Consider the following 12678-nt stretch of genomic DNA (forward strand, 5'->3'; position numbering starts at 1 on the left):
TTCCGACAGGATGGTCCGCCATGAGACTCTCCGACATCCCGCCGGGCTGGGCGGCAGCGGGCGGCGCGGCGGTGGTGGTGGCCGGCGCGCTGCTGGCCTTCCTGCGCACCCGTGGCGACTCCGGCCGGACCGGCACCGATTCCTGGGAGCGCAGCGAGGAGCGGCGGCGGCGCAAGGAGGTGGTGTACGGGACCGCCTCGTACACGCTGCTCTTCTGCTGCGCCGCCGTGGCCGCCGCGCTCTCCTTCCACGGGCTGGTGGGGTTCGGCATCCAGAACCTCGGCCTCTCCGGCGGCTGGGAGTACCTGGTGCCGTTCGGCCTGGACGGCGCCGCGATGTTCTGCTCGGTGCTGGCGGTGCGCGAGGCCAGCCACGGCGACGCGGCGCTCGGCTCGCGGCTGCTGGTGTGGCTCTTCGCTGCGGCGTCCGCCTGGTTCAACTGGGTGCACGCACCGCGCGGCGGCGGCCACGCCGGGGCTCCGCAGTTCTTCGCCGGGATGTCGCTCTCGGCGGCGGTGCTCTTCGACCGGGCGCTGAAGCAGACCCGCCGGGCCGCGCTGCGGGAGCAGGGCCTGGTGCCGCGCCCGCTGCCGCAGATCCGCATCGTGCGCTGGCTGCGGGCTCCGCGTGAGACCTATGCCGCCTGGTCGCTGATGCTGCTGGAGGGCGTGCGCAGCCTGGACGAGGCGGTGGAGGAGGTGCGCGAGGACCGGCGGGAGCGGTTGGCCGCCCGGGAGCGCCAACGGCTGGCCAGCCGCCGCGAGCGGGCCGAACTCCGCGCCCTGAGCCGGTCGCAGGGCGTCTTCGGCCGATCGCGCGGCCGCCGTACCCCGCTGCCGGCCCTACAGGCGGCGGGCGAGCCGGGACCGTACGACCAGCGCGCTGCGGAGCCTGCCATAGCCGAACCCGAGCCGGAGCAGGCACCGGCGACAGCCCAGCGCCCCGCCTATGACCTGAGCGCGGAGGACGACACCCTCACCCTGCCGCGGCTGGACTCGCTGGAGGAGAAGCTGACCCACCTTGAGCAGCAGTTCGGCTGACGCTCCAGAGCGTCCGGCCGCGGGGCGTCACCCGGGGGCGGCGGTGAGTTCGAACCACATCCGCTTGCCGCTGCCGCGCGGCTCGACACCCCAGGAGTCGGCCAGCGCCTCCACCAGCATCAGGCCACGGCCGGAGGCGGCCTGCTCGCCGGGGGTGCGGCGGGTCGGCCACTGGTCCGAGTCGTCCTCGACCTCCAGCCGGAAGCGGGCCGATCCGTCGCCGTCACGGTAGAGGCGGGCGGTGACCATGGCGTCCCGGTCGGTGTGCACCAGGGCGTTGGTGACCAGTTCGGAGGCGAGCAGCTCGGCCGTGTCGGCGAGGTCGCCGACGCCCCAGCGGCTCACCGCATCGCGCAGTTCACCGCGTAGCTCGGCGATCCGGGCCAGGTCGGCCTGGCCGATGCGGCGGCGCAGCTGCTGCTGCGGCAGCCCTCCGGCGGGGCCGTCCCAGCGCATCAGCAGCAGCGCGATGTCGTCCTCGCGCTCCGCCGACTCGGCGGCCTCGGCGGCGATCCGGTCGGCGAGCGCCTCCAGCGGCTCGACGCCCTTGGCGGTCTCCGGCAGGGGACCGCCGACCGCCTGGCGCAGCCGGTCCATGCCCTCGTCCAGGTCGAGGGTGCGGGCCTCGACCAGGCCGTCGGTGGTGAGCACCACGACCTCGCCGGGGTCCAGGGTGAAGCGGGTGACCTTGTACTCCTCCTCCGGGGAGATCCCCAGCGGGAGTCCGCCGACCACCGGCTGCACCACGGTGGAGCCGTCGACGCGGCGCACCACCGGGTCCAGATGACCGGCCCGCACCGCATAGACGACGCCGTACTCCACATTGACCTCGGCGTAGGTGCAGGTGGCGAAGTGCCCGGTGTCCAGGTCGGCGAGGAAGCGGGAGGCACGGGCCATCACCGCCGCCGGCGGATGCCCCTCGGCGGCGTACGCCCGCAGCGCGATGCGCAACTGGCCCATCACTCCGGCGGCGTGCACATCGTGGCCCTGGACGTCTCCTATCACCAGGCCGACATGGCCGCCCGGCAGCGGGACCACGTCGTACCAGTCGCCGCCGATCAGCAGGCCGGTACCGGCCGGCAGGTAGCGGACGGCGGTGGTGGTGCCCGGGACGGGCGGCACCCGGCGGGGCAGCATCACGCGTTGCAGGCCGGAGGCCAGTTCATGCTCGGCGTCATGCAGGCGGGCGCGGGCCAGTGACTGGCCGACCAGCCCGCCGAGGGTGGAGAGCAGGATGCGGTCGTCGCTGTCCAACTGCCGGTCGTCGTCAAAGCTGACCAGGCAGACGCCGATCGGCCGGCTGCCGGCGATCAGCGGCAGGAACGCCCAGGAGCGGCGGCCCAGCGGGCTCACCCGGGGCCAGGCGTCGGGGTAGCGCTCGCGGTACTCATCGCGGCTGGCGAGGAAGACCGGGACGCGGGTGCGGATGGCGTCCGCAGCGGGGTGGCGCGCGTCCAGCGGGGCGCGGTCATAGGGCTGGATCGCCTCGCGCCGGTAGCCGGTGGCGCCCAGGATCTGCAACCGGCCGTTCTCCAGCGAGGCCAGGACCAGTCCGTCCGGCGGCCTGCCGGGGAGCGGGAGTTCGGTGAAGACCCGGGCCACGTCGCGGACGGTGACCGCCTCCGACAGGGCTCGGGCGGCCTCCTTGATGAAGCGGGTGCGCTCCTCGCGCAGCACCGCCATCCGGTCGGCCCTGGTGCGCTTGTGCAGTTCGGCGGTGGCGTCCCAGATGAAGCCGACCATCCGGGAGGGCCGCCCCTCGACGTCGGCGAGCACCCGGCCGCGAAAGCGCACGGCCCGCATCTGCCCGCCGGGGGCGACGATGCGGTAGTAGGCGCCGCACTGGCCGAGTTCGGCGACCGCGCGCTCCACCCGGCGGCGGACCACGGGGGCGTCCTCGGGGTGCAGCAGCGCCAGGAACGCGTCCGAGCTGCGGTCGAACCGGTCGGGGTCCAGGCCCAGGATGCTGCAGGCCCGCAGGTCGCCCTCCAGGACGTCGCGGCGGATGTCCCAGTCGAAGGAGCCGATGCCGTTGGCGGCCATCGCCGGCTCCAGCCACTCCGGCGCGGAGTCGCTGGTGGGCGGTGGCATTCCGCGGGCGGCAGCGGCCACATAGGCACCGCGCAGCGCTCGCTCACGGGCACCGCGTTCACGTTCGCGCACGCTCTGCTCCGGCGGGCGGAGCGGCGGTCGGCGCACGGGCCCCTGAGGCTCGGGCTCAGTCGCCATGGTTCTCCTGCCGCTCCTGGTCACCGCGGCCCAGGGCGGACCGCACACATGCTCTTCATCCTCTCGGATGTTCGTCCGTGCGGCAATGCCGGTCGTCTGCGAACCGGCCGTGCGCCGAACGGGCACGCCCCGGCGCACCACCCACGAGGCTAACCCAGGGCCGCGCGGTGCGCGCCGGGCGGCGCCTCAGGGGCAGATCAGCTCGAACCAGGTGATCTTGCCCTCGCCGCGCGGCTGCACTCCCCAGTCGTCGGCGAGCGCCTGGACGAGCAGCAGGCCGCGTCCGGAGGTGGCCTGCTCACCGGCGGTGCGGGGCTGCGGTCGCTGCGACGCCGCGTCGTGGACCTCCACCCGCAGCCGGGTGCCGCGCGGTGGCGTACGGGTGGCGGAGCGGCCGGAGTGGCCAGGGCGGCCGGGCGGGGCGAGGTGACCGGGGCGGGCTGGATTGCCGGGGTGGTTGCCGGGGTCGGCTGGGTTGCCGGGATGGCCGGGGGCGCAGGCGTCGGGCAGTTCGGGGGCGGCGGGGCCGGGGGCGGGCTGCTCCGGGGCGGGGGTGATCAGGGTCGCGGCGAGCACCGCGCCGTGGTCGGTGTGCACCAGGGCGTTGGTGACCAGTTCCGAGACCAGCAGCTCGGCCGTGTCGGCGAGTTCGGGAACCCCCAGCGGCGCAGCGCGGTGCGCAGCTGGCGGCGGGCCCTGCCGACGGCGGCCAGGTCCGCAGGGTCGACCGCGCGGCGCAGCCGGCGGCGGAGTACATGGTCGGCGGGGGCGTCCCAGCGGGCCAGCAGCAGCGCGAGGTCGTCGGGGCCGCCGTGCTGCTCGCGGGCGAGGTCGGCCGTGGAGTCGGCGAGTGCTTCGAGGTCGTCGACGGGCCCGGCGGCCAGGTGCTCGCGCAGCCCCCGGGCACCGCTGTCCAGGTCCAGGGTGCGGGAGCCCACCGCGCCGTCGGTGCAGAGCAGCAGCACGCTGCCGGGTTCCAGCTCCAGGCGGGTCACCGGGTGGGCGTGCTCGGGGTCGATGCCGAGCGGCAGGCCGCCTTCGGCGGCGGGCCAGGCGCTGTCGCCGCGCGGGCCTCGGACCAGGGGGCCGAGGTGCCCGGCCCGGACGATCTCGGCGGCGCCGGTGAGGGTGTCCAGTTCGAGGTAGGTGCAGGTGGCGAAGAGCCCGGTGTCCAGGTCGGCCAGGAAGCGGGAGGCGCGGGAGACCACGGCGGCCGGGTCGTGGCCCTCGGCGGCGTAGGCCCGCAGGGCGGCGCGCAGTTGGCCCATCACGGCGGCGGCGTGCACGTTGTGGCCCTGGACGTCGCCGATGACCAGCCCGACATGGGCGCCGGGCAGGGGGATGACGTCGTACCAGTCGCCGCCGATCTCCAGGCCGTGGGTGCCGGTGGCGTAGCGGGCGGCGACGGTGACGCCGGGGACGCGGGGCATCCGGTGGGGCAGCATGATGCGCTGGAGCCAGGAGGCGAGGTCCTGTTCGGCGGTGATGTCGCGGACGATGCCCACGATCCGGGCGGCGCGGCCGTCGGCGCCGGGCAGGACGCGGCCATGGGCGGAGACGCGGCGTTCGCCGCCGGGGCGGGGGACCCGGAACTGCACCCGGTAGGGCCCGCAGGCGTCGACGGCGGCGCGTACGGCGGCGTCCACCCGGGACAGGTCCTCGGGCAGCAGGCGGGCGCGCAGCAGGTCGGGGGAGGCGGCGAGGACGCCGGCGGGAAGGTCGAAGAGGCGCCGGATCTGGTCGTCCCAGACGAGCCGGTCGTCCGCGAGGTCCCAGTCGAAGGAGCCGGTGCCGGTGGCGGCGAGGGCGAGTTCCAGCCGGGCGGCGCGGGAGGCCGCGTCATCGGCGGCGGCGCGGGCATGCGCCGCGTGCGGGTCGTCGGGCGGTGCGTCGGGCGGTGCGTCGGGCGGTGCGTCGTCGGGAGTCACGTGCGGGTCGTCGGGTGGCGCGGCCCCGGCGCGGACGCTGCCGGCGGGGATGCCGCCGGCGGGGGCCCCTCGCTCCCGGTAGCGCTGCTGCGGGAGCTGCGACTGACCGTCCATCACTTCTGCCCCACCCTTCGAGGATGACTCAGCCCTTACCTCCCGTGCCATGCCCGCGCAGACCCGGGTGCATTCCCGTCCACATCCCCGCAACACTCCCCTGACGCCCCTGACGCCCCTGCGGACATCCTCACGCGCGGCCCGACGGCCGGGCAACCGGGCGAATCCGCCCGGTGCGGCGGGAGAGCGCTTCCGATGGCCGCCGCGCATGGCCCGGTACGGCAGCGGGCAGATCGTGGGAGGTGCGGCGGATCGCCGCGCACCAGGAACGGGCAGGTGGGTGACGTGCACGACGACCGGCTGCTGGTGGAACGGCGACTCGACCGGGCGATGGAGCAGTGGATCCGCCCGGCGCAGTACGGCGCCCGGTCGCCGCTGCGGGTGGCGGCCCTGCACCTGCCGGGCGAGCCGGTGCCGGTGCGGGAGGTGCTGGGGGCGGCGTTCGAACCCTTCGCGGTCGGCGGGGCCTGGGGGCCGCCCTGGTCGACGACCTGGTTCCGGTTCGAGGGCGAGGTGCCCGAGGGGTGGGCGGGACGGCGGGTGGAGGCGGTCTTCGACCTGGGCTACGGGGAGGACGGGCCGGGCTTCCAGGCCGAGGCGCTGGTGTACGACGAGGCGGGCGCCCCGCTCAAGGGGCTCCATCCGCGCAACCGCTGGATCCCGGTGGGCACGCCCGCCGCCGGGTGCGAGCGGGTGCGGCTGCTGGCGGAGGCGGCGGCCAACCCGGCGGTGCTGCACGGCTTCCGGCCGACCCCGCTGGGCGATCGGCTCACCGCCGGCGACCAGCCGCTCTACCGGCTGGTGCGGGCCGACCTGGCGGTGCTGGAGGAGGAGGTCTGGCACCTGGTGCTGGATGTGGAGGTGCTGGCCGAGCTGATGCACGAACTGGCCGTCACCGACCCCCGGCGGCACGAGATCCTGCGCTCCCTGGAGCGGATGCTGGACGCGCTGGACCTGCACGATGTGCCGGGCACGGCCGCGGCGGGCCGGGCCGAGCTGGCGCCCGCGCTGGCCCGTCCGGCGCATGCCGGTGCGCATCGGCTCTCGGCGGTCGGCCACGCCCATATCGACTCGGCGTGGCTCTGGCCGCTGCGGGAGACGGTGCGCAAGGCGGCGCGGACCTTCGCCAATGTCACCGCGCTGGCCGGGGACTACCCGGAGCTGGTCTTCGCCTGCTCGCAGGCGCAGCAGTACGCCTGGGTGAAGGAGCACCAGCCGCAGCTGTGGGAGCGCATCAGGCGGGCGGTGGCGACCGGGAACTGGGTGCCGGTCGGGTCGATGTGGGTGGAGTCGGACACCAATATGCCGGGCGGTGAGGCGCTGGCACGGCAGTTGGTGCACGGCAAGCGGTTCTTCGCCGAGGAGCTGGGGGTGGACACCCGTGAGGTGTGGCTGCCCGACTCGTTCGGTTACACGGCGGCGTTTCCGCAGTTGGCGCGGCTGGCGGGGATCCGCTGGTTCCTCACCCAGAAGCTCAGCTGGAACCAGTCCAACCCGATGCCGCACCATACCTTCTGGTGGGAGGGGATCGACGGCAGCCGGGTCTTCACCCACTTCCCGCCGGTGGACACCTACAACGCCACCATGGCCGGTGGTGAACTGGCCCGGGCGGTGCGCAACTTCCGCGAGCACGGGCTGGCGACCCGGTCGCTGGTGCCGTTCGGCTATGGCGACGGCGGGGGCGGGCCGACCCGGGAGATGCTGGAGAAGGCCCGCCGGCTGCGTGACCTGGAGGGGTCGCCCCGGGTGGCGGTGGAGTCGCCGGTGGCGTTCTTCGAGGCGGCCGAGGCCGAGTACGGGACGCAGGCGCCGGTGTGGACCGGGGAGATGTACCTGGAGCTGCACCGCGCCACGTACACCACGCAGGCCAAGACCAAGCAGGGCAACCGGCGGGCCGAGGCGCTGCTGCGGGAGGCGGAGCTGTGGGCGGCCACGGCGGCGCTGCGGGTGCCGGGCTACGCCTATCCCTACGAGGAGTTGGACCGGCTGTGGAAGACGGTGCTGCTGCACCAGTTCCACGACATCCTGCCGGGCAGCTCCATCGCCTGGGTGCACCGGGAGGCCCGGGAGACCTATCGGGCGGTGCACCGGGAACTGGTGGGCATCGTGGAGGCGGCGGCCGGTGCGCTGGGGTCGGAAGCGGATGGGGAGCCGGGGGCGGCGGGGGCGGCGGGGGTGCTCAACGCGGCGTCGTACGACCGGGCGGAGGTGGTGGTGCCGGGTGACGGCGGCGATGGTGACGGCGGACGCGGTGAGCCGCAATGGGCGGAGGCGCCCGCGCTGGGGGCGGGCACGCTCCGCGCCGACCTGCCCGACGGGGTCGCGCCCGTGCTGCTGAGCGCCGACGGCGAGGGGTTTCTGCTGGACAACGGGCTGCTGCGGGTGGTGGTGGACGGCGACGGGCTGCTCAGCTCGGTACGGGACCTGGCCGAGGACCGGGAGGTGCTGCCGCCGGGGGCGCGCGGCAATCTGCTCCAGCTGCACCCGGACCACCCCAACCGGTGGGACGCCTGGGACATCGACCAGCACTACCGGCGCCGCCGCACCGACCTCACCGAGGCGGAGGCGGTGACGGCGGAGAGCTCCGGCCCGCTGCTGGCCTCGGTCCGGGTGGTGCGGCGGTTCGGTGCCTCCACGGCCACCCAGGAGCTGCGGCTGGCGGCCGGTTCGCGGCAGTTGGAGATCGACACCGAGATCGACTGGCGGGAGTCGGAGAAGGTGCTGAAGGCGGCGTTCCCGCTGGATGTGCATGCCGACCGGTCCACCGCCGAGATCCAGTTCGGCCATGTGCACCGGCCCACCCACACCAACACCGGCTGGGAGGCGGCCCGGTTCGAGATCTGCGCCCACCGCTGGATCCACGTCGGCGAACCGGGGTACGGGGTGGCGCTGCTCAATGACTCCACCTACGGCCATGACGTCACCCGCACCGCCGGACCGCACGGCACCACGACCACCGTCCGGCTGACGCTGCTGCGCGCCCCGCACTGCCCCGACCCGGAGACCGACCAGGACGTGCACCGCTTCCGGTACGCCCTGCGGCCCGGCGCCTCCATCGGTGACGCGGTCGCCGCCGGCCAGGCACTCAACCTGCCGCTGCGGCCGGTGCCCCGGGCGGCGGGCGGGCCGCCGCTGGTCGCCGTCGACCATCCGGCGATCACCGTGGAGTCGGTGAAGCTCGCCGACGACCGCTCGGGCGATGTGGTGGTGCGGCTGTACGAGTCCCGGGGCGGCCGTGCCCGGGGAACCCTGCGGGCCGGCTTCCCGGTCGCCGCCGCCGTCGTCACCGACCTGCTGGAGCGACCGGTTCCGGACGGGCCCGCCGATCCGCTGGCGCTGTCGCTGCGGCCCTTCCAGATCCTGACGCTCCGTCTGACCCCCGGGCCCGGGGTCGATGGAGCAGCAAGGCTGCCCTGACCTGGCAATGGCATCGGCCCCCCGGTCCTTGGTCATCACCGCCCCCGGCCAGAAGACCGGCTGCCCGGCGGGCGCCGGCCGCCGGCTGACCGTTCCCGGCGTGCCGACGGGGGCCGGACGGGCGAGGCTGGACAGAGCGGCACCGCTGGGGTTGAATGCGATCCAGCCCGTTTGAACGCCGTTCTAAACACTGCCGAGCGAGGGCCCGTGCGACTGACACCCACCGAGCGGGACCGGCTGCTGATCTTCACAGCCGCCGAACTGGCCCGCGCCCGCCGCGCCCGAGGGGTACGGCTCAACGTCCCCGAGGCGACCGCCCTGATCGCCGACACCGTCTGCGAGGCCGCCCGGGACGGGGCCCGGCTCGCCGAGGCCATCGAGGCCGGCCGCACGGTGCTCACCGCCGAGGACGTGCTGCCCGGCGTACCCGATGTGGTCACCGTGGTCCAGGTGGAGGCGGTCTTTGACGACGGCACCCGGCTCGCCGTGATCACCGATCCCTTCCAGGGCGCGGGTTCCCTCGGCGACGACGCCCCCGGCGCTCCCCTGCCCGGCAGCGGGGCGGGCTATGAACCGGCCGCCGCACCACTGCGCATCCCCGTGCACAACACCTCCGATGTGCCGATCTCCGTCACCTCCCACTTCCACTTCTTCGAGACCAATCCGCGCCTGGCCTTCGACCGCGCGGCCGCATACGGCACCCGGCTTGCCGTGGCGGCCGGTTCCTCCGTGCGCTTCGATCCGGGGGCGGTCGTGGAGGTGGAGCTCGTGCCGATCGGCGGCGCCCGGGTGGCCATCGGCTTCGCCGGGCTGGTCGACGGGCCGCTGGACGCGCCCGGGGCCAGGGAAGCGGCGCTCGCCAAGGCGCGGGCGACCGGATACCTGACCGCGTTCGACCGCCCCGACGGCGGCAGCGACGGCGGCAGCGACGACAGCGGCGGCGGCAGCGGCAGCGGCAGTGCGGGCGAAGGGAGCAGCGGGGTATGAGGTCCTCGAACGCGGAGATCACCGGCGGTGGCGGCACCAGCCTCCATGGCGGCATCGACCCTCATGACTACATCGCCGTACACGGCCCCCGGGCCGGCGACCGGATCCGGCTCGGTGACTCCGGGCTGATCATCCGGGTGGAGTCCGACTCCCAGGCCCCGGGCGACGAGTTCCTGGCCGGCTTCGGCAAGACCGCCCGGGACGGACTGCACCTCAAGGCCGCCGCCGTCCGCGCCACCTGCGACGTGGTGATCAGCAATGTCACCGTGATCGACGCGGTACTGGGCATCCGCAAGACCTCGATCGGGCTGATCGGCGGCCGGATCGCCGCCATCGGCCGGGCCGGCAACCCGGACACCCTGGACGGGGTGGACGTCGTCGTCGGCACGGGCACCACCATCGTCTCGGGCGAGGGCCTGATCGCCACCGCCGGTGCCATCGACACCCATGTCCATCTGCTCTCCCCCCGCATCATGGAGGCATCGCTCGCCTCCGGTGTCACCACGATCATCGGCCAGGAGTTCGGGCCGGTCTGGGGCGTCGGCGTCAACTCCCCCTGGGCGCTTCGGCACGCCTTCAATGCCTTCGATGCCTGGCCGGTCAACATCGGCTTCCTCGCCCGTGGCTCCTCCTCCGACGAGGCGCCCCTGGTGGAGGCGCTGGCCGAGGGCGGCGCCTCCGGCTTCAAGGTGCACGAGGACATGGGCGCCCACACCCGCGCCCTGGACACCGCGCTGCGCGTCGCCGAGGAGCACGACGTCCAGGTCGCCCTGCACACCGACGGCCTCAATGAATGCCTCTCGGTGGACGACACCCTCGCCGTCCTCGGGGGCCGCACCATCCACGCCTTCCACATCGAGGGCTGCGGCGGCGGCCATGTCCCCAATGTGCTGCGCATGGCCGGCGTACCCAATGTCATCGGCTCCTCGACCAACCCCACCCTCCCCTTCGGACGCGACGCGCTCGGCGAGCACTTCGGCATGATCGTCTCCGCCCATGCCCTCAAGGTGGACCTCCCCGGCGACGCCGCGATGGCCCGCGACCGGATCCGCGCCGGCACCATGGGCGCCGAGGACGTCCTGCACGACCTGGGCATGATCGGCATCACCTCCTCGGATGCCCAGGGCATGGGCCGTGCCGGCGAGACCGTACGCCGCACCTTCGCCATGGCCGGGAAGATGAAGGGCGAACTGGGCCCACTGGACGGCACCTCCTCCCTCGGCGAACGCGACAGCGGCGACGACAACGAGCGGGTCCTGCGCTACATCGCCAAACTCACCATCAACCCCGCCCTGGCCCATGGCCTGGCCCATGAGGTCGGCTCCCTGGAGGTCGGCAAGCTCGCCGACATCGTCCTCTGGCGCCCCGACCACTTCGGCGCCAAACCCCAACTGGTCCTCAAGGCGGGCTTCCCGGCGTACGGCGTGGTCGGCGACCCCAATGCCTCCACCGACACCTGCGAACCGCTGGTGCTGGGACCGCAGTTCGGCGCCCATGGGGCCACCGCCGCCGACCTGTCGGTGGCCTTCGTCGCCCAGGCTGCCGCCGACGCCGCAGACCCCGGCGCCTCCGGCATGGCACACCGCCCCGGCGACGGCATGCCCACCCGCCGCCGCCGCGTCGGCGTACGCGGAACCCGGGGCATCGGCCCGCGCGACATGGTCCGCAACGGCCGCACCGGCGAGGTACGGGTCGACGCCACCACCGGCCTGGTCACCCTTGACGGCGCACCACTGCGCTCCGAACCCGCCGACAGCGTCTCGCTCAGCCGCCTCTACTTCCTCTGAGCCTCGACCTCACACCACCTCACACCGCCTCACACGGCCCCACTCCTCCCCACGCTTCTAGGACCACCGATGACCAGCCCCACCCCCTCCGAACTCGGCTTCTCCATGCCCGCCGAATGGCAACCCCATGAGCGCACCTGGATGGCCTTCCCCACCCCCAACGACACCTTCGGCTCCGACCCCGCCGACGGCAGCGACCTTGACACCGCCCGCCGCGCCTGGGCCTCTGTCGCCAACACCATCGTCCGCCACGAGCCGGTCAGCCTCATCGCCAATATTGGGGAAATGGAGACCGCCCGCCGCTATGTCTCCCCCTCGGTGGAGATCGTCGAGCGACCGCTGGACGACGCCTGGATGCGCGATATCGGCCCCACCTTCCTCACCGACGGCAATGGCGGCCTGGCCGCCGCCGACTGGGTCTTCAACGGCTGGGGCGCCCAGTCCTGGGCCTCCTGGGACCACGACGAGCACATCGCCGAGCATGTCACCGGCCTGGCCGGCGCCCGCCGCTTCGCCTCCCGGCTGGTCAACGAGGGCGGCGGCATCCACGTCGACGGCGAGGGCACCGTCCTGATCACCGAGACCGTCCAGCTGGACCCCGGCCGCAACCCCGACTGGACCAGGGAGCAGGTCGAACAGGAACTGCACGCCTTCCTCGGCACCCGCAAGGCGATCTGGCTGCCCCGTGGCCTCACCCGCGACTACGACGAGTTCGGCACCCGGGGCCACGTCGACATCGTCGCCGCCTTCCTCAAGCCCGGCCTGGTCGTCACCCACAGCCAGCCCGACCCCGCCCACCCCGACCACGAGGTCGGCAAGGAGATCGCCGCCCTGCTGCGCTCCTCCACCGACGCCCACGGCCGCCCCCTGGAGGTCGTCGAACTGGCCGCCCCCACCGTGCTGCACGACGAGGACGGCGAACCGGTCGACTACTCCTACATCAACCACTACCTGGCCAACGGCACCGTCGTCCTCTGCGCCTTCGGCGACCCCCGCGACGAGGCGGCGGCCGAGGTCTTCGCCAAGGTCTTCCCGGAGCGTACGGTCGAACTGGTCGACGCCCGGCCGATCTTCGCCAACGGGGGCGGGATCCACTGCATCACGCAGCAGCAGCCCAGGGTCTGACGGCCCGACAGGCCGGGCCACGAGGCCGAGGCGGCTCAGTCGTCGCCGCTC

At 74.1% G+C, this 12678-nt stretch carries 8 protein-coding genes; 5 read left to right on the forward strand and 3 right to left on the reverse strand.

The features are described from left to right. Window positions 1-20 precede the first annotated feature (20 nt). Window positions 21-1040, forward strand: a complete 1020-nt coding sequence (locus C7M71_RS05475) for a DUF2637 domain-containing protein (RefSeq protein WP_111492390.1) — start codon at window positions 21-23, stop codon at window positions 1038-1040. Window positions 1041-1067: 27 nt separating this feature from the next. Here the strand turns inward: C7M71_RS05475 and C7M71_RS05480 are convergent, their stop codons facing one another. The 3 genes from C7M71_RS05480 to C7M71_RS05490 form a co-directional block, all read right to left on the reverse strand. Continuing rightward, complete coding sequence (locus C7M71_RS05480; protein WP_111492391.1) at window positions 1068-3269, reverse strand: SpoIIE family protein phosphatase; 2202 nt, start codon at window positions 3267-3269, stop codon at window positions 1068-1070. A gap of 186 nt (window positions 3270-3455) precedes the next feature. After that, window positions 3456-3866: an ATP-binding protein gene (locus C7M71_RS05485; RefSeq protein ID WP_114914203.1), complete on the reverse strand. Its 411-nt coding sequence runs from the start codon at window positions 3864-3866 to the stop codon at window positions 3456-3458. After that, on the reverse strand, window positions 3827-5311 hold the full coding sequence (locus C7M71_RS05490) for a PP2C family protein-serine/threonine phosphatase (RefSeq protein ID WP_114914204.1): 1485 nt from the start codon (window positions 5309-5311) through the stop codon (window positions 3827-3829). The genes C7M71_RS05485 and C7M71_RS05490 overlap by 40 nt, the downstream gene beginning before the upstream one ends. A gap of 285 nt (window positions 5312-5596) precedes the next feature. On the opposite strand from C7M71_RS05490, the gene C7M71_RS05495 reads away from it, so the two are divergent. From C7M71_RS05495 to C7M71_RS05510, 4 genes are all read left to right on the forward strand, one after another. Continuing rightward, entirely contained in the window at window positions 5597-8728 is a 3132-nt protein-coding gene (locus tag C7M71_RS05495) for an alpha-mannosidase (protein WP_111492771.1), read from the forward strand. A gap of 207 nt (window positions 8729-8935) precedes the next feature. Beyond that, window positions 8936-9715, forward strand: coding sequence for an urease subunit gamma (gene ureA / locus C7M71_RS05500; protein ID WP_111492766.1), 780 nt, complete (start codon window positions 8936-8938; stop codon window positions 9713-9715). Beyond that, complete coding sequence (locus tag C7M71_RS05505; protein WP_111492767.1) at window positions 9712-11502, forward strand: urease subunit alpha; 1791 nt, start codon at window positions 9712-9714, stop codon at window positions 11500-11502. Before ureA ends, C7M71_RS05505 begins: the two co-directional genes overlap by 4 nt. 69 nt (window positions 11503-11571) lie before the next feature. Further along, window positions 11572-12627 (forward strand): agmatine deiminase family protein, encoded by a 1056-nt coding sequence (locus C7M71_RS05510; protein ID WP_111492768.1) that lies wholly within the window; start codon window positions 11572-11574, stop codon window positions 12625-12627. Window positions 12628-12678: the final 51 nt, after the last annotated feature.

Source organism: Peterkaempfera bronchialis, assembly GCF_003258605.2.
GTDB lineage: Bacteria > Actinomycetota > Actinomycetes > Streptomycetales > Streptomycetaceae > Peterkaempfera > Peterkaempfera bronchialis.